Annotated in this window: 14 protein-coding genes; 7 read left to right on the forward strand and 7 right to left on the reverse strand. The window is 76.0% G+C overall.

Annotated elements, in window-relative coordinates:
- Positions 1–13: 13 nt before the first annotated feature.
- From AC2TDM_RS13825 to AC2TDM_RS13840, 4 genes are read right to left on the reverse strand one after another with little or no spacing between them, the layout of a single operon-like run.
- On the reverse strand, positions 14–1,624 hold the full coding sequence (locus AC2TDM_RS13825) for an SPFH domain-containing protein (RefSeq protein WP_484635012.1): 1,611 nt from the start codon (positions 1,622–1,624) through the stop codon (positions 14–16).
- Positions 1,594–3,393: a LacI family DNA-binding transcriptional regulator gene (locus tag AC2TDM_RS13830; RefSeq protein ID WP_484635013.1), complete on the reverse strand. Its 1,800-nt coding sequence runs from the start codon at positions 3,391–3,393 to the stop codon at positions 1,594–1,596. The genes AC2TDM_RS13825 and AC2TDM_RS13830 overlap by 31 nt, the downstream gene beginning before the upstream one ends.
- On the reverse strand, positions 3,390–4,451 hold the full coding sequence (locus tag AC2TDM_RS13835) for a LacI family DNA-binding transcriptional regulator (protein WP_484635014.1): 1,062 nt from the start codon (positions 4,449–4,451) through the stop codon (positions 3,390–3,392). The genes AC2TDM_RS13830 and AC2TDM_RS13835 overlap by 4 nt, the downstream gene beginning before the upstream one ends.
- Positions 4,452–4,476: 25 nt before the next feature.
- Positions 4,477–5,481, reverse strand: a complete 1,005-nt coding sequence (locus AC2TDM_RS13840) for an NAD(P)-dependent alcohol dehydrogenase (protein ID WP_484635015.1) — start codon at positions 5,479–5,481, stop codon at positions 4,477–4,479.
- A gap of 120 nt (positions 5,482–5,601) precedes the next feature.
- On the opposite strand from AC2TDM_RS13840, the gene AC2TDM_RS13845 reads away from it, so the two are divergent.
- Positions 5,602–6,285 (forward strand): TetR/AcrR family transcriptional regulator, encoded by a 684-nt coding sequence (locus AC2TDM_RS13845; RefSeq protein WP_090031598.1) that lies wholly within the window; start codon positions 5,602–5,604, stop codon positions 6,283–6,285.
- A 78-nt stretch (positions 6,286–6,363) separates the two neighbouring features.
- Here AC2TDM_RS13845 and AC2TDM_RS13850 read toward each other — a convergent pair whose 3' ends face one another.
- The 3 genes from AC2TDM_RS13850 to AC2TDM_RS13860 form a co-directional block, all read right to left on the reverse strand.
- Positions 6,364–7,899 (reverse strand): high affinity choline transporter 1, encoded by a 1,536-nt coding sequence (locus AC2TDM_RS13850; RefSeq protein ID WP_090031600.1) that lies wholly within the window; start codon positions 7,897–7,899, stop codon positions 6,364–6,366.
- A gap of 153 nt (positions 7,900–8,052) precedes the next feature.
- Positions 8,053–8,715, reverse strand: a complete 663-nt coding sequence (locus AC2TDM_RS13855) for a TetR/AcrR family transcriptional regulator (RefSeq protein WP_484635016.1) — start codon at positions 8,713–8,715, stop codon at positions 8,053–8,055.
- 82 nt (positions 8,716–8,797) lie between these two features.
- Positions 8,798–9,640, reverse strand: a complete 843-nt coding sequence (locus AC2TDM_RS13860) for a helix-turn-helix transcriptional regulator (RefSeq protein ID WP_484635017.1) — start codon at positions 9,638–9,640, stop codon at positions 8,798–8,800.
- Positions 9,641–9,753: 113 nt separating this feature from the next.
- Between AC2TDM_RS13860 and AC2TDM_RS13865 the strand changes: the two genes are divergently transcribed.
- The 6 genes from AC2TDM_RS13865 to AC2TDM_RS13890 all read left to right on the forward strand — a co-directional run bounded on the left by AC2TDM_RS13865 (position 9,754) and on the right by AC2TDM_RS13890 (position 17,793).
- The gene (locus AC2TDM_RS13865) at positions 9,754–10,527 is read left to right on the forward strand and encodes an SDR family oxidoreductase (protein WP_484635018.1); all 774 of its coding nucleotides are present in this window, start codon (positions 9,754–9,756) and stop codon (positions 10,525–10,527) included.
- A gap of 118 nt (positions 10,528–10,645) precedes the next feature.
- Positions 10,646–11,530, forward strand: coding sequence for an urea amidolyase associated protein UAAP1 (locus tag AC2TDM_RS13870; RefSeq protein WP_484635019.1), 885 nt, complete (start codon positions 10,646–10,648; stop codon positions 11,528–11,530).
- Positions 11,527–12,228 (forward strand): urea amidolyase associated protein UAAP2, encoded by a 702-nt coding sequence (locus AC2TDM_RS13875; RefSeq protein WP_484635020.1) that lies wholly within the window; start codon positions 11,527–11,529, stop codon positions 12,226–12,228. Before AC2TDM_RS13870 ends, AC2TDM_RS13875 begins: the two co-directional genes overlap by 4 nt.
- Complete coding sequence (gene uca, locus AC2TDM_RS13880; RefSeq protein WP_484635021.1) at positions 12,225–15,875, forward strand: urea carboxylase; 3,651 nt, start codon at positions 12,225–12,227, stop codon at positions 15,873–15,875. The genes AC2TDM_RS13875 and uca overlap by 4 nt, the downstream gene beginning before the upstream one ends.
- Positions 15,872–17,311, forward strand: a complete 1,440-nt coding sequence (gene atzF, locus AC2TDM_RS13885; RefSeq protein WP_484635022.1) for an allophanate hydrolase — start codon at positions 15,872–15,874, stop codon at positions 17,309–17,311. The genes uca and atzF overlap by 4 nt, the downstream gene beginning before the upstream one ends.
- Positions 17,308–17,793, forward strand: a complete 486-nt coding sequence (locus AC2TDM_RS13890) for an allophanate hydrolase-related protein (RefSeq protein ID WP_484635023.1) — start codon at positions 17,308–17,310, stop codon at positions 17,791–17,793. Before atzF ends, AC2TDM_RS13890 begins: the two co-directional genes overlap by 4 nt.
- Positions 17,794–18,006: the final 213 nt, after the last annotated feature.

Genomic DNA, 18,006 nt, shown 5'->3' on the forward strand with positions numbered 1-18,006 from the left:
GCCGGCCCTCCCGTCACGCGCCGTCCGGCCCGTGCCCGTCCTGCGACGCCGACGAGGACGACGACCCCGATCCTGATCCCGACCCGGACCCCACGCCGGCGGGCTGCGCCGACGAGCCACCGGCGGACTCGTTGCTCGACCCCCGGCCCTGCACGAGACCCATGAGGTCGATGCCGGTCTGCGCCTTCAGCATGGCCGTCAGCTCCTGCACGCCCGTCGACACCTGGTCGGTCACGCGGCTCGCGCCGTTCTTGTCGATGATCGTGATGCCGTCGATCGCGCCCAGGGCGTCGGCGTACGGCTGGGCGACCTTCGGCAGCGCGTCGAGCACCATCTGCAGCCGCGCCGACTCGGGGAAGGTCTGGTACGCGTCCGCCTCCGCCTTGATGGCGGCCGCCCGCGCCTCGCCCTTCGCCCGCTCGGCCGCCGCCTCGGCCTCACCGCGCGCGCGCACGCCGTCGGCCTCGGCCTTGGCCAGGGCCAGCGCACCCTCGGCCCGCCGCTGCTGCTCGACGAGCGCCGCCTCGGCCCGCGCCCGGGACGCCGCCGCCTCGGCCTCGGCCTGCGCGGTCGTGCGCTGCGCCTCCGCCTCGTACTTGCGGATGGCGGCCGTCTTGGCCGCCTCGGCCTCCTGCTCGGCGGCGTACTTGCGCGCCTCGGCCTCCTGCGCCTGCTCGTACTTGCGCGCCTCGGCGGGCTTGCGGACCTCGGTCTGCAGCTCCTGCTCGCGCAGGGCCGCGCGGCGCACGGCCACCTGCTCCTGCTGGATGAGGACCGCCTGCGCCGCCTCGGCCTCGGCCCGCTCCTTGGCCGCCTCGGCCTCCGCCCGCGCCGTGGCCGTCTCCTGCTCGATCTGGCTGTTGCGCAGCGCCAGCGCCTTGTTCGACTCCGCGATCTGCACCGCCGCCTCGTTGGAGCGCTGCGTGCTCTCCTGGCTGGCCAGGGCCTCGGCGATCTCGGCGTCGCGGGCGACCGCGGCCGCGCGCGGACGGCCGAGGTTCCGGATGTAGTTGCCCGAGTCCTCGACCGTCTGGATCTCGAAGTTCTCCAGGATGAGCCCGCGCTCGGCCAGCATCGGCACGGCGATGTCCTTGACCTCCTTGGAGAAGTCCTGGCGCTCGTAGAGGATCGACTCGACCGTCAGCGTGCCGGCGATCGTGCGCAGCACACCCACGAGGACCTCGCTGGTCTGCTGCTCGATGACCTGCTCCTGGTTGCGGCCCGCGAACCGCTGGGCGGCGGCGCGCACCATGCGCTCGGTGCCGCCGACCTTGACGACCGCGATCGAGCGCAGCGTCACGCCGACGCCGCTCTTCGTCGTCGCGTCCTCCGCCGTGACGGGGAAGCTCTGCGAGGCCAGCGACAGGCGGGCGACCTGCTCGAAGATCGGCTTGACGAACGTGCCGCCGCCGATGACCACGCGCTGGCCCGACAGGTCGGTGCTCTCGTCGCCCGTCTCGGGGTTGATGACCGGGGTGCCGCTCTTGCGGCCGGTGATGATGAGCGCCTCGTCGGGCGTCGCGATCTTGAAGCGGACCTTGGCGTAGGTGAACCCGACGATGGCCAGGACCACCACGGCCACGACCACCACCGTCACGACCAGGAGGGTGCCGGCGATCTCCATCGAACTCCTCGTGCTCGACCCCTGTCGTCGGGGGTGGTGCGGTACGGCGGCCCCCTGCGGACCGCACGCGACGACGACGAGCAGGACCGGGCACGCCCGCCCGCCCCTCGACGGCGTGCCTGCACCCTAGGGCCCGGCGGCTGCCCGTCGTAGGGCCTCGTGCACAGGCGATCCCCCACCTCGCCCGGATGCCCGTGCCTCCGGTCGCACCGTCGCGCGGGAGGGGGCCGCAGCACCCTTGACCCGGCTGTGCGACGGCTGAGAAATTCCTCGCAGACCGGTCGGCGGCAGGCGCCCCGCCGGCACACCGGGCGCAGGCGCCGCGATCGGGGTCCCCGTGGCCGACGACCGTCCTGCTCCGCGCCCGTACCCCTCGGACCACACGCTCCCCGCGCTCCCCGCGCACCGCCCTCGCCGTGGTCGCGCTCGTCCTGGCTGCGCTCCTGCTGCTCGATGCAGTGCGGGATCGTCGCCTCGGCGTTGCGCCGCTGCCACACGCCGAGCGGGCTGCGCGGGTCGAGGCGCACCGACCGCAGGTCCAGCGGGCGGTGCCGGGCGACGGCCGCGAGCGGCACGGCGGGGGCTGCGGCCACGGTGGCGGCCATGAGGTCGGTCAACGCTGACTCCTTCACGGGGCGACGGCCACGATCCCGGCGGCGCGTGTTCAGCGTTGTCAAGCACCGAACAGCAGAGGGCGGCACGCGCTTTCCGCGCACCGTGCGACCCGTCGGCAGCTCCGCGCCCGCGGGGCGGGACGGCCGGCCTGAGCGCGGCGCCGTGGAGGCGCGCACGACGAGGTGCGCGTGCGTGCGCACGTGGCGCGCCGGCCCGTCGTCGCCCGCGAGCCGCCCGACGAGCATCCCGACGGCCGCCTCCACCATCGACCCCTGCTCCGGGCTCACCGACGTGAGCGCCGGCACGGTGAAGCCGGCCTCGTCGGTGTCGTCGAACCCCGAGACGGCCACGTCCTGCGGGACCCGCAGCCCGTGCGCGCGCAGCGCCCCGAGCACCCCGACCGCGATCGCGTCGTTCACGCACAGCGCCGCGTCGAAGGACCGGCCGGTGCGCAGCAAGCCCGTCATGGCCTCGTACCCCGAGGCCCGCCGGTCCCAGTCCGACCCCGCCACGACGAGGTCCGGGTCCACCGCGAGCCCGCGCTCGGCCAGCCCCTCGACGTAGCCCTCGTACCGGTCGCCCGACGGCGTCGTGCCGGGCGCGTGGTTCCAGACCAGCGCGATCCGCCGCCGGCCGCCGTCGAGCAGGTGCCGCGTCGTCGCGAGCGTGCCCTCCCGCTCGCCCATGGCCACGCCGTCGACCCCCGGTGTGGGGCTGCTGCCGAGCTGCACGAGCGGGCGCAGGGCCGCGGCGTCGGCGAGGGGCTGCCCGACGAGCGCGTGCGGGCAGAGGATGATCCCGTCGACGTCCCGGGTGCCCGGGCCGAGGACCGCGTCGCGCTCGGCGGCGCCGTCGTGGGCCACCCGCAGCGTCGCGGTCAGGCCGTGCGCCGCCAGGGCGTGGATGAGCCGCTCGGCGAGCTCGGCGAAGTACGGCTGGTAGAGGTTGGGCACGACGACGGCCACCCGCCCGGTACGGCCCGAGGCCAGGCCGCGGCCCGCGAGGTCGACGCTGTAGCCCACCTGCTCGACGGCGGCCAGGACGGCCTCGCGCGTGGCGGCGGACACCCCCGGCCGCCCGAGCAGCACGTTGGACACGCTCTTGGCCGACACCCCGGCGACCGCGCCGACGTCGGCGAGCGTCGGCCGCGTCACGTGGCCGCCTCCCCCAGCGTGGACCCGCGGCGCACGAGCTCCACGGGCAGCACGAGCGTCCGCGGCCCCGCCGGACCGGCGCCGGCGAGCCGGTCGTGCACGAGCTCGAGGGCCGCCCGGGCCAGCGCACGCGGCCCCGGGTCGACGGTGGTGAGCGTCGATGCCGAGAACCGCCCGTCGTCGAGGGCGTCGTAGCCCACGACCGCGACCTGCTGCGGGACCATGACGCCCGCCGCGGCGAGACCCGCGAGCGCCCCGAGCGCCACCTCGTCGTTCGTGCACAGCAGGACGTCCGTCCCGGGGTGCGCGGCCAGCGCCGCCACCGCGGCGCGGGCGCCGGCCGCCCGGTCCGCAGGCGCGTCGAGGGCGACGAGAGGCGGGCCGGGTGCGAGCTCGGCGCCGGCCGCCGCGGCCGCCAGCGCCGCCCGCAGAGCCGCCGACGGGCGCGCACGGTCCTCCGCCGGCCCGTGCGCGCGGTCCGGCCCCAGCAGCACCGGCCGTCGTCGCCCCATGACCGCCAGGTGCCGGGCGATGAGCACCACGGCCTGGACGACGTCCTCGTCGACGCGGTCGACGAGCGCCGCGGGGAGGGCCGGCGGCACCTCGTCGACGGCGACCGGCCCGCCCTGCACGACCACCAGCGGCCGGTCGGCGGCACCCTCGTCGAGCGGGGCGCCCGGGAGCAGCGGACCGACGTGCACGACCGCGTCCACCGACCGTCCCCGCGCGGCCAGCAGGGCGCGCAGCCGCCCGGGGTCCGCGTGCAGGGGCTCCACCGCGACGGGCATGCCCCGCCGCTCCGCCTCGATGACCAGCGCCTCGACCAGCGTCGCGAGGTACGGCCGGCGCAGCTCCGCGACGCCCACGCCGAGCATGCCGGTCCGGCCCGTGCGCAGGGTGCGGGCGGCGCCGCTGGCCACCCACCCCAGCTCCGCGATGGCGGCGTGCACCCGCGCGACGAGCTCCGGCCGGGTGTGGGGCTCGAGGTTCACCACGCGCGAGACGGTCTTGACAGACACGCCCGCCAGCGCGGCGACGTCGCGCATCGTGGCTGCCACGGGGCCCAGCGTAGGGTCGCGCCCCTCACCCCTCCCGCACGACGAGGACCGACTTGCCGCGGCTGCGACCGGCGACGAGGTCGGCCACCGCCTCGGCCGCCGCGGCCAGCGGGTACGTGCGCCCGACGGCCGGCGTCACGTCCCCGGCGACGACCCGCGCGACCAGCCGTCCCAGTGCCTCGCGCCGCTCGGTCGCGACCAGCATGACGAGGCGCTGCCGCACGAAGGGGGACGTCGCCGCGGCGGCGAGCTGCCGCCCGAGGCCACCCGTGAGCCGGCCACCGCCCTCCCCGCCGACGAGCACGAGGGTCCCCGCGGGCGTCAGCACCCGGCGCAGGCGGCGCACCGGCGTCCGGCCGCCGATGTCGACGACGGCGTCGTACCGCTCGTCGCCCGCCGTGGCGTCCTCGCGCGCGTGGTCGAGCACCCGGTGGGCGCCGAGCGCCCGGACGAGGTCCACCTTCCCCGCGCTGCACACGCCGGTCACCTCGGCCCCGGCGGCGACCGCGAGCTGCACCGCGTAGGTGCCGACGCCCCCGGACGCACCGAGCACGAGGACCCGGTGGCCGGCCCGGACCGCCGCCACGTCGTCGACCGCCCCCTGGGCGGTCAGCCCCGAGACCGGCAGCGCCGCGGCCGCCACGACGTCCAGGCCCGCCGGCCGGCGCACCAGCCGGTCGACCCGGGCCCGCGCGTAGGGGGCGAAGGAGCCCCTGCCGGTGCCCAGCACCTCGTCGCCCACGGCGAGGTCCGTCACCCCGGGCCCGAGCGCCACCACCCGGCCGGCCAGGTCCATCCCCGGCACGGGCTGACGCGGCGAGCGCAGGCCGGTGACGAGCCGCACCACCGCCGGGTCCCCCGCGACGAGGTGAGCGACGCCGCGGTCGACACCCGCGGCGTGCACCTCGACGAGCACCTCACCCGCCCGGGGCACCGGCGTCGGCACCTCCTCCACCCGGAAGCCCTCCGGCCCGCCGTAGCGCCGCTGCACGACGGCCTCCATCCGCGTCGGCACCGCGACCACGTCCATGCCCCGCTCCTCCCGTACAAAGTACGACCACTGATGTGGCGGACCGTACTCGTACTTAGTACGGTCGTCCAGGGCCGCGTGGGGACGACGAGCGACGGCGGCCGTCGGAGAGGGACGGGCATGGCGGCAGGCACCGGGGAGCCGAGGGGCACCGGTCGACGGCCTGCGCTCACGCGCGACCGGGTCCTCGCGGCCGCCCTCGCCCTGGCGGACGCGGACGGGATCGAGCCGCTGACGATCCGGCGGCTGGCGGCGGCCCTCGACGTGAAGCCGATGACGCTCTACCACCACGTGCCGGGCAAGGAGGCGATCCTCGACGGGCTCGTCGACCTCGTGTTCGCCGAGGTGGAGGACCCGCCGACGGACGTCGGGTGGCGCGAGGCGCTGCGGGTGCGCTGCCACGCGCTGCGGGCGGTGCTGCGCCGGCACCCCTGGGCGGTGCCCCTGCTGGAGACGCGGACGACGCCCGGCCCGGCGACGCTGCGGCACCACGACGCCGTGCTCGGCACGCTGCGGCGCGGCGGCCTGTCGCTGCCGCTGACGGCGCACGCCTACGCGGTCCTCGACAGCTACGTCTACGGCTTCGCGCTGCAGGAGGCGACGCTGCCCGTGCACGACGACGCGGACCTGCCCGCGCTGGCCGAGGCGATCGTCGGCGGGCTGCCGCCGGGGGCGTTCCCGCACCTCGTCGAGCTCACGACGCAGCACGTCCTGCAGCCGGGGTACGCGTTCGGCGACTCCTTCGCCTTCGGCCTGGACGTCCTGCTCGACGGCATCGAGGAGGCGGCGGCGCGGGAGGCCTGAGGCGGGACACGCGCGTTGGCGGCCCCCGCCGGGGGGACCGCCGTCGCGTCAGGAGTGGGAGACCGTGTCGGCCTCGCGTCAGGCCGTGCGGGCCGGGGTCGGCGCCTCGACGGCCACCGGCAGGGCACCCTCGCGCTCGAGCTCGCGCTCGAGGTCGAGCACCTGCTCGGCCTCCGACAGCCGCTCGCTCTCCGGCCGCGGCCGCAGGTACCCGACGAGCACGAACGTCCCGAACCCGATCACCCCGGCCACCAGGGTCGCCCACCCGTCGAACCCCGCGCCGACGAGGTCGTTGGGCACGTACAGCAGGTCGTTCGGGACGCCGTACAGCGTCGGGGTGAGGGCGAGGAGGACCAGCCGCACGACGAGGCCGACGCCCGCCGCGGTGAGCGCCGCGACCGCCCCGGGCCGCCGCCAGAACAGCCCGATGACGAAGGGCGCGGCGAGGCAGGCCAGCATGAGGTCGAACGCGAGCGTCAGCAGGATCCCCGTCTGGGACACCCGGATCGCCAGCACGCAGCCGAGCACGCAGATCGGCACCATGGCCAGGCGCGTCCACCGCAGCAGCGGGTCCGGCCCGCCGACGACGATGCGCCGCTGCTGGAAGAGGTTGCGCACGGCCACGGCCGAGGTCGCGAGGATCGCCCCGGAGGCGGTCGAGAAGGACGCGGCGACGATCCCGGACAGCACGAGGACGGCCAGCAGCGGCGGCGCGTAGTCCGCGAGCAGGGTGAACAGCACCGGCCCGTCGTCGACGGAGATGCCGAGCACCGCGCTGGCGGTCAGCGCGACGAGCGCGAACACCGTGCCGATCGCGGCGGTGAAGCCGGCGGCGACGAAGCACGAGCGGCGGGCCACCTCGGGGCTCTTCGCGCCGAAGATCCGCTGCATGAAGTCGATGGCGACGATGTCGCCGATGCCGAGCGCGACGAGCGTGGCCCAGTTGATGGGGGCGCCCTGCGCGCTGTCCGTGAGCTGCCCGACGTCGAACGGCCCCAGCCCGTCGGGCACGACGATCCCGTAGCTGACGGCGACCCAGCCGAGCAGCGCGACGGACGCGACGACGGTGATCGTCGTCTGGATCGCGGCGGTGTAGGCGTCGGAGAACAGCCCGCCCGCGACGGTGTACGCCAGGACCAGCGACACCGACAGCACCACGCCCCAGGCGTACGGGACGTTCGCGAACCGCTCGAGCAGGAACCCGCAGGCGACGAGGTTCCCGGCCAGCAGCGTCACGAACGACAGCAGCATGACCAGCGACGCGACGACCTCCGTGGGCCGCCCGTACCGGATGCGGAAGAAGTCGGCGAGCGTGAACAGCTTCATGCGGTTGACCGGCCGCGCGAGGAACAGCCCGGTCAGCAGCAGGCAGATCGCCAGCCCGATGGCCAGCGACGCCCCCGACCAGAAGCCGAACTGCGACGTGAGGTCGGTGTTGCCGACGGTGGCGTTCGAGTCGACGGCCGCCGCGGTGAGCGACACCGCCACGAGCGGCACGCCCAGCCGTCGGCCGGCGACGAGGAAGTGCGCGCTGTCCCCGTCGATCTTGCGCGCGACGGCGATGCCGACCGCGAGGACGACGAGGACGGTCAGTCCGACTCCGGCGATGATCATGCGGGCTCCAGCGGGTCGCGGCGCGAGGACGGGTCCGGCGACAGGGCGTGCGTGACGGCGATCCGTCACCACGTTTCTGTCGTTCGACCCGTATTCATCCGCGCCGACGTCACCGCGCTGGGTCCGCGACGAAACGATCGTGTTACGACCCCCTCACACCGCCTCCCCGCGCCTCCCCACCGGAACGCCGACGACCGCCAGGACCGCGTCGGCGACGAGCGCGGGGGTGCGCTCGTCGAGCGTGGCCGGGGCGCGGCGGCGCTGGAGGATGACGCTCTCGACGAGGCCGAGGACGAGGGCGGTGCGCCGGCCCAGGTCGTCCGGACCGGCCGTGGCGGTGGCGCCCGGGTCGTCGGCCGCCTCCGCCACGCACTGCGCGACCAGGGCCGCGTAGGCCTCCTCAAGCTCGCGGCGGCGGGCGTGGAAGGGCGCGAAGCGCTCGTCGTCGAGCTCGGGGAGCAGGTAGAGCGCACCGAGGTTGTCCTCGCCGCCGGACAGCAGCCGCACGTCCCCGGCCGCCAGCGCCCAGAGCCTCGCGGCGGCGGGCTCGTCGCGGGCCAGCAGGGCGCGGGCGGCGTCGAGCGAGGGCTGGACCGTGCCGAGCAGGAGCTCGAGGAGGACCTCGTGCTTGCCGGCGAAGTGGTGGTAGAGCGTGGCCTGCCGGACGCCGGCGACCTCGGCCAGCGCGTGCGTCGACGTGCTGCCGTAGCCGACCGTGCAGAACAGGCGCGCGCCGGCGTGGAGGATGTCCTCGCGCGTGCCGCGGCCGGTGGGCGAGACCCCGGCGGTCCGCGGTCGTCCGGTCGGGCGGGGCACGGTGGTCGACCGTAGCAGCGGCCGGCTCCGGCCCGGGCGGCCCCGGGCGGCGGCCCGCGGCCCCTCGTCGGGCCCGAGCCCGTCAGCCCACCAGGGTCTGCGTGCCCAGCACCGCGAGCAGCCGGAGCTTGCCCTCCGCCTCGCTGCGCGGCGCGGCGGTGAGGACGAGCAGCGCCTGCGACTCGTCCTCGGTGAACAGGGCCTGGCAGTCGACCTCGACGCGCCCGACCTCCGGGTGGACGAGCACCTTGTGGTCCTCGAACCGGCGCGCGACCTCGTGCGCCGCCCACAGCCGGACGAACTCCTCGCTGCGCGCGCTCAGCACCCGCACGAGCTCCGCGGCCTGCGAGCGCGGGCGCGCCGTCCCCAGCGCGGCCCGCAGCGAGGCGACTTGGGCGCGGCTCTGCCGGTCGCGGTCCTCCTCCGGGTAGCGCAGCCGCTCGGTGCCGGGGTGGACGAACCAGCGGTACACGGCGCTGCGCTCCCACCCGCGCAGCCCGGCGACGTCCCCGAGCAGCGCGCGGGCCAGGTCGTTCTGCACGAGCGTGCGGCCCAGCGGGTCGATGACGAGGGCCGGGGTGTCGGTGAGCCGGTCGAGCACGCGCTGCAGCGCGGGCGCGACGTAGTCGCTCACCTCCCCACGGTCCGGCGCGCTGTGCCCGGCGACGCGGAAGAGGTAGTCACGCTCGTCGGGGGTCAGACGCAGCGCCCGGGCGAGCGCGCCGAGCACGGGGACGCTGGGCTGCGGTCCGCGCCGCTGCTCCAGGCGCGTGTAGTAGTCGGCGGAGATGACGGCGAGCCCCGCCACCTCCTCGCGGCGCAGGCCGGCCGTCCGACGACGGGCGCCCGGGCTCAGGCCGACGTCCTCGGGACGCAGGGCCGAGCGGTGCGCGAGCAGGAAGTCGGCGAGGGCGTCGCGGTCCACGTCGGCATCATGACGCCGGTGGACGCCGCCCCGACAGGGCGCAGGCAGGGACCGCCGGTCCCCCGATCGTCCGGTCCTGGTGGCCCCCGTCGGCCCGGCGCAGGCTGGACGCCATGCAGATCACAGGGAAGACCGTCTTCATCCCCGGCGCGACGAGCGGCATCGGCCTGGCCCTCGCCCTCGCCCTCCACGAGCGCGGCAACGAGGTGATCATCGGCGGGCGGCGCACGGAGCTGCTCGAGCGCATCGTCGCCGAGCACCCCGGCCTGCACGCCGTCCGCGTCGACACCGCCGACGCGACGAGCGTGGCGGCGGCCTGCCGACGGGTCGTCGCCGAGCACCCCGGGCTCGACGCCCTCGTCGCCATGGCCGGGATCATGCGCGTCGAGGACTGGACCCATCCCGAGGGCTTCCTCGCCTCGGCCGAGGAGGTGGTCACGACGAACCTGCTCGGCCCGGTCCGGCTCGTGGCGGGGCTCGTCGAGCACCTGCGGACGCGACCCGACGCGACGATCATGACCGTCTCCTCGGGCCTGGCCTTCGTGCCGCTGGCCGCGACGCCGACGTACAACGCGACGAAGGCCGCGGTGCACATGCTCAGCGAGTCGATCCGCCTGCAGCTCGCACCCGCGGGCGTGCGGGTCGTCGAGATCGTCCCGCCGTCGGTGGCCACGGACCTGCTGCCGGGTCAGCGTGAGAGCGCGATCGCCATGCCGCTCGACGCGTTCGTCGCCGAGGTGATGGCGATCCTCGAGCGGGAGCCGGAGCCGCGCGAGGTCCTCGTCGAGCGCGTCGGCTTCCTCCGCCACGCGGAGGTCCGCGGGGACTACGACGAGGTCGTCGCCACCCTCAACGCGAGCGACCCGCACGGCCGTCCCGAGGCCTGACGAGCGGTGCGGACCAGCCGGTCGGAGCGGTAACGCCCCCGCAACACGGGGCACACCGCGGCGACACACCGATGGGGTTCCCTGCTTTCTGTCACCGGACAGAAAGCAGGGGACCGCCATGACGCAGACGACCACCGGCACCGGCACCACCGCTGGCGCCCGCGCCCACGCACGGGCGCAGGAGGGCTCGCCGGACGGCCTCGCCGTCGCCGACCGCCCCTGGCTGCCCGCGAGCACCGCCCCGCTCGACGGGCCGGAGGCACTGGTCGGTGGCCTGCCCGACGGCGTGGCACCCGACGACCTCGTGTGGGCCGAGCGCGTCGCCGCCGGCGGCTACACGCACCGCGAGGTGGCCCGAGGCACGCACGTCCGGCTCACCGACGTCACCGGCGACGCCTGCGCCTCGGTCCTGCTGTTCCACGCCGGCCACAGCCACGAGCGGCTCAACGTCGCCGACACCGTCAAGGTGCAGTGGCAGGTCTATCCCCGCGTCGGGTACCTGCTGCTGTCGGACCAGGGGCGCGTGCTGGCCAGCGTCGTCGACGACACCTCCGGCCGCCACGACGCCGTCTTCGGCACCTCGACCGCGGCCCGCAACACCGATCGCTACGGCGACGGCAGCCCCCAGGGCCGCTCCCCCGCCGGCCGCGAGCTGCTGGTCCTCGCCGCCGCCAAGCACGGGCTGACGCGCCGCGACGTCGCGCCGTGCGTCTCCTTCTTCCAGGGCGTGCGCGTCGACGACGAGGGCGTCGGCCGGTTCGAGGGCTCCGCCGGGGCCGGCGCAAGCCTCGTCCTGCGCGCCGAGCTGCCGCTGGTCCTCCTCGTCGCGAACACCGCGCACCCCCTCGACCCGCGACCCGCGTGGACGTGCGGCCCCCTGGAGGTCACCGCCTGGCGCGGAGACCCGACGACCCCCGACGACCCGCTGTGGCACGCCACCCCCGAGGGCCGCCGCGCCTTCGCGAACACCGCCGACCACCTCACCGCCCGGGGGATCGCATGAGCACGACGACGAGCACCACGACGAGCAGCCGGACGAGCACGGGCACCGCCCACCGCTTCGGCCGCGAGCTCCACCGCGAGACGGTCGCACCGCGCGCCCCCTGGTCCTGGACGCTCCGCGCCGGCCAGGTCCTCACCATCACCGACGTCGACGGCAACCAGGCCGTGGACTTCCTCGCCTACGACGCCCATGACACCGCGAACGCCTACAGCGCGCAGGCAACGCTGCAGGCGCAGGGCTCGGTCTTCCTCACGCTCGGGTCCGTCCTGCGCAGCGCGGAGGGCGACGCGCTGCTGACGGTCGTCGCCGACGACGTGGACCGCCACGACACCCTCGGCGGCGCGTGCTCGAAGGAGTCGAACACGCTGCGCTACGGCCACCACACCTGGGCCCAGCACGCCTGCGCGGACAACTTCCTCGCCGAGCTGTCCCGGTACGGCATGGGCAAGCGCGACCAGGTGAGCAACGTCAACTGGTTCATGAACGTCCCCGTCGACCCCGACGGCGCTCTCGGCATCGTCGACGGCATCTCGGCGCCCGGGTTGTCCGTGAGCATCCGGGCCGAGCGCGACGTGCTCGTCGTCGTGTCGAACTGCCCGCAGGTCAACAACCCGTGCAACGGCTTCGACCCGAGCCGCGCGGAGATGGCCGTGTGGTCAGGCCACGCCGGTACCGAGGCCGAGCAGGCCGACGCGTGACCCGCTTCGACACCCTCCTCGTCGCCAACCGCGGCGAGATCGCGGTCCGCATCCTGCGCTCCGCGCGCGAGCTCGGCCTCCGCACGGTCGCCGTCTTCTCCGAGGCCGACCGCGGCGCCCTGCACACCGAGCTCGCCGACGAGGCCGTCCTCCTCGGCCCCGCCCCCGCGGCGGAGAGCTACCTGCGCATCGACGCCGTCGTGCGGGCAGCGCTGGCCACCGGGGCCGGAGCGGTCCACCCCGGGTACGGCTTCCTGTCCGAGAACGCCGCCTTCGCGCGGGCCTGCGAGGCCGCCGGGCTCGTCTTCGTCGGCCCGACCCCCGAGCAGCTGGAGGTGTTCGGCGCCAAGCACACCGCGCGCGACGCCGCCCAGGCCGCGGGCGTCCCCCTGCTCCCCGGCACCGGTCTGCTGGAGACGCTCGACGAGGCCGTCGCCGCCGCGGAGGCCATCGGCTTCCCGGTCATGCTCAAGGCCACGGCCGGCGGCGGCGGCATCGGCATGCGCGCGTGCCACTCCGCCGACGAGCTCCGCGCCGCCTGGGACGACGTCCGGCGCCTGGCCGGCGCCGCCTTCTCCTCCAGCGGTGTCTTCCTCGAGCGGCTCGTCACGCGCGCCCGGCACGTCGAGGTGCAGGTCTTCGGCGACGGCGGCGGCCGCGTCGTCACCCTCGGCGACCGCGACTGCTCCCTCCAGCGCCGCAACCAGAAGGTCGTCGAGGAGACCCCGACGCCCGGTCTGCCGGACGCCGTCCGCCGCCGCATCACGGACGCCGCCCGGGACCTGTGCGCCTCCGTCGGCTACCGCTCCGCCGGCACGGTGGAGTACGTCTACGACCCCGACCGCCAGGAGGCCGCCTTCCTCGAGGTCAACACCCGCCTCCAGGTCGAGCACCCCGTCACCGAGGCCACGCACGGCGTCGACCTCGTCGCCTGGATGCTGCGCCTGGCCCAGGGCGAGACGGCCGTGCTCGACGAGGCCCCCGCCGCCCCGACCGGCGCCGCCGTCGAGGCGCGCGTCTACGCCGAGAACACCGACCTCGGCGGCGTGCCGAGCGCCGGCACGGTGACGCACCTCGCCCTGCCCGACGACGTGCGCGTCGACACCTGGCTCGAGGTCGGCGCCGAGGTCAGCACCCACTACGACCCGCTGCTGGCCAAGGTCGTCGCGCACGGCCCGGACCGCGCGACGGCGTGGGCCGCCCTCGCCGACGCGCTGGCCCGCACCCGCGTCGACGGCGTCGCGACGAACCTCGGCCTGCTGCGGACCGTCGCGCAGGACCCGGACGTCGCCGCCGCCGCGCACTCGACCCGCACCCTTGACGGCCTCACCGACGCCACCCCCCGGTTCGAGGTCCTGCGTCCGGGGATGCTCACCACGGTCCAGGACCTGCCCGGCCGCGTCGGGCTCTGGCCCGTCGGCATCCCGCCGTCGGGGCCGATGGACTCCCTGTCCTTCGCGGCCGGCAACCGCGCGCTCGGCAACGCGCCGGGCGCCCCGGGCCTGGAGTGCACGATGACCGGCCCGTCGCTGCGGTTCCACACCGCCGCGCGGGTCCTCGTCGCCGGCGCCCCCGCTCCGGTGGACGTCGACGGCACGCCCGTGCCGCAGTGGGAGCCCGTCCCGGTCCCCGCCGGCGGCGTGCTGACCATCGGCACGACGACGGCCGGCATGCGCACGTACCTGCTCGTCGAGGGCGGCCTGGACGTCGTGCCCGTGCTCGGCTCGGCCAGCACGTTCGACCTCGGCGGCATGGGCGGCGTCACCGGGCGCGCGCTGCGCCCTGGCGACCTCGTCCCGCTGGCCACCCCGGCCGTCCCCCAGGACGTGCGCGCGGTGCCCGACGAGGAGCGCCCGACGATCGGCAACCACTGGGAGGTCGCCGCCCTCGAGGGGCCGCACGCCGCCCCCGAGTTCTTCCTCCCCGAGGACGTCGAGGCGTTCTACGCCGCGGACTGGGAGGTGCACTTCAACTCGGCGCGCACGGGCGTCCGGCTCACCGGCCCGCGGCCGCGCTGGGCCCGCCCGGACGGCGGCGAGGCCGGCCTGCACCCCTCGAACATCCACGACACGCCCTACGCGGTCGGCGCGGTCGACTACACCGGCGACCTGCCGATCCTCCTGGGCCCCGACGGCCCCAGCCTGGGCGGCTTCACGTGCCCGGCCACGGTCGCCAGCGGGCACCTGTGGAAGCTCGGCCAGCTCCGCCCCGGCGACACCGTGCGCTTCGTTCCCGTGTCCGACGACGAGGCCGCGCGCCTGGCCGCCGACCGGCTGGCCCCCGCCGCCGCGACCCGGCCCGCGGTCGACGACGGCGGCATCCTCGGCGCGCGCCCGGCCCTCGAGGGCGCCCCCGAGCTCACCCTGCGCCGCAGCGGCGACGCGAACCTGCTCGTCGAGTACGGGCCGATGCGCCTGGACCTCGGCGTCCGGATGCGCGTGCACGCCCTCATGAAGGCGCTCGAGGCCCGGCGCGCGGCGGGCGACCTGCCCGGCGTCGTCGAGCTCACCCCCGGCATCCGCTCGCTGCAGGTGCATCTCGACCCGACGGTCACGAGCGTGGCCGCCCTCGTCGAGGTCGTGCGCGCCGCCGACGCCGCCCTGCCGTCCACGGCGGACCTGCGCGTCCCCAGCCGCACGGTGTGGCTGCCGCTGTCCTGGGACGACCCGTCGACGCGCGAGGCGATCGAGCGGTACATGAACGGCGTCCGCGACGACGCGCCCTGGTGCCCCTGGAACATCGAGTTCATCCGGCGCATCAACGGCCTGAGCAGCGTCGAGGACGTGCACCGCATCGTCTTCGACGCGGAGTACCTCGTGATGGGCCTCGGCGACGTGTACCTCGGGGCGCCGGTGGCCACGCCGCTCGACCCACGGCACCGCCTCGTGACGACGAAGTACAACCCCGCGCGCACGTGGACGCCGCAGAACGCCGTCGGCATCGGGGGTGCTTACCTGTGCATCTACGGCATGGAGGGGCCGGGCGGCTACCAGTTCGTCGGCCGGACCGTGCCCGTGTGGTCGACGCTGCGGCAGAAGGGCGCCTTCGAGCCGGGGACGCCCCAGCTCCTGCGCTTCTTCGACCGCATCCGCTGGTACCCGGTGAGCCCGGAGGAGCTGCTCGACCTGCGCGCCGACATGGCCGCCGGCCGCCTGCGCCTGCGCGTCGAGGAGGGCGAGTTCGCGCTCGCCGACCACGAGCGGTTCCTCGCGGAGAACGCGGACTCCATCGCGGCCTTCCGCGCGCAGCAGGCCGCGGCGTTCGGCGACGAGCGCGCCGCCTGGGAGGCCGCCGGCGAGTTCGACCGGGTGCACGACGAGCCTGCCGCCGTGGGAGGGACCGGCGCAACGGTCGAGGTCCCGGCCGGCTCGTTCGGGGTCGAGGCGGCCTTCGCCGCGAACGTGTTCCGCATCGACGTGGCCGTCGGCGACGACGTCCTGGAGGGCCAGACCCTGCTGGCCGTGGAGGCCATGAAGATGGAGGCACCCGTCGTCGCGCCGGTCGCCGGCCGGGTCCGCCAGGTCGTCACGACCCTCGGCGCCCAGGTCGGCCCCGGCAGCGTCCTCGTCGTCCTGGACGGCCCCGACACCGCCACCACCGACGAGCCCGCCCCCGCCGCCGGCACGACCGCCGAGGACGCCGCATGACCGCCGCGACCACCCCCACCACCACCAGCCCCACCACGACCACTCCCACCACCACCAGCCCCGCCACCACCGGCCCCCTCACGGCCGCTGCCACGCCCGCCCCGGCGGCGGCTCGGGGCGCGTCCCTCCCTGACGACCCCCGCGCGCACGTCGCCGAGCGCTACGCGCGGATGGCCGCAGCCGACCGCCCTGAGGTGTGGATCGCCCTGCGCCCCGAGGCCGAGGTCGCCGACGACCTCGCGGCCGTCGTCGACCGCGCCCGGGCCGGCGAGGACCTGCCGCTGGCCGGCGTCCTGCTCGCGGTGAAGAACAACATCGACGTCGCCGGTCTCCCGACGACCGCCGCCTGCCCGGCCTACGCCTACCAGCCGGATCGGGACGCCGTCGCGGTGGCCCGGCTGCGCGCCGCGGGCGCGGTCGTCGTCGGGACGACGAACCTCGACCAGTTCGCCACGGGCCTCGTCGGGACGCGCAGCCCGTACGGCGCGGTCCGGCACGCGACGCACCCCGAGCGCGTGGCCGGCGGGTCGAGCAGCGGCTCGGCCGTGGCCGTCGCGCTCGGGGTCGTCGATGCGGCACTCGGCACGGACACCGCGGGCTCGGGCCGCGTCCCCGCGGCCTTCCACGGCCTCGTCGGGGTCAAGCCGACGAAGGGCACGGTCCCCGCGACGGGCGTCGTCCCGGCCTGCCGCACCCAGGACGTGGTGACGTCCATGGCGGCGGACCTGAGCCTCGCCCGCCTCGTCGCGGCGACGATGACCGGCCCCGACGACGGCGACCCCTTGTCCCGGCCGTTCCCGACGGACCCCACGGTCGCCGCGCTCGCCGGTCGATCCACCGACACCCCCACCGCCTCGCGCCTCGGCGTCCCGGCGACCGCCGACCTCGGCGAGCTGGCCCCCGGCTGGGCCGAGGCGTACGAGCGGTCGGTCGCCGCGTTCGTCGCCGCAGGCGCGGTCACCGTCCCGGTCGACGTGACGCCGTTCCTCGCCGCGGCCCGCATGCTCTACGAGAGCGCCTTCGTCGCCGAGCGGTACGCGGCCGTCGGTGCCTTCGTCGACGCCCACCGCGACGAGGTCGACCCGACCGTCGGCCGCATCATCGCTGCCGCGCGCGACCTGCCGGCGTGGCGCCTCTACCAGGACCTCGAGCGCCTCGACGGGCTGAAGGTCGAGGCGCTGCGGACGTTCGAGGACGTCGACGCCCTGCTGCTGCCGACCACGACGCAGCACCCCACGATCGCGGTCGTGCAGGAGGACCCCATCGGCGTCAACGCGAGCCTCGGCCGCTTCACGAACGGTGCCAACCTCCTCGACCTCGCCGCCCTCGCCCTGCCGGCCGGCCTCGTGGACGGCCTGCCGTTCGGCGTCCAGCTCGTCGGGCCCGCGTTCAGCGACCACCGCCTGGCCGCCCTCGCCGCAACGGTCCTGCCGTGAGCGCGGGCCCGGCCGCCGAGCGACCCGCCGAGCCCTCTGCCGAGCCGCCTGCCGAGCCGCCTGCCGAGCCGCCTGCCGAGCCGCCTGCCGCCGACTACCCCGAAATCCTCCTCGCCGTCGCCGGCGCCCACCTGCAGGGCCAGCCCCTGCACACCCAGCTCGTCGAGCGCGGCGCCTCGCTGATGTCCACGACGACCACGGCCGCCACGTACCGCCTTTTCGCGTTGGCCACGGTGCCGCCGAAGCCCGGCGTCGTCCGCGTCACGTCCGGCGGCGCGGCGTTGGAGGTCGAGGTGTACCGCCTGGCAGCCGCGGCCTTCGGGGACTTCGTCGCCGCGCTCCCCCAGCCCATGGCGATCGGCCGGGTCGACCTCGCCGACGGCACGGCCGTCAGCGGCTTCCTCGTCGAGCCCGTCGCGGTCGAGGGCGCGCAGGACATCACCGCCCACGGCGGCTGGCGCGCCTATCTCGCCGCCCGCTGATCCGTCGCCCCTCCCTCCTGATCCGTCGCCCCTCCCTGCCTCTCTCCTGATTCGCCGCACCTCGCCTCCCTCCTCCGTCGTCCCTCGCCTCCCTCCTGCCCTCGCCCCCTGGTCCGGCGCACAGAGGTCGCGTGCGCGCGCTACGCCGAGATACCGCGCCCGGGCGGCCCTGGACGACGTGTCGTGGCATCTCGACGGGCCGGCAGCGGCACA

It is taken from the genome of Cellulomonas sp. plas2 (genome assembly GCF_057221735.1).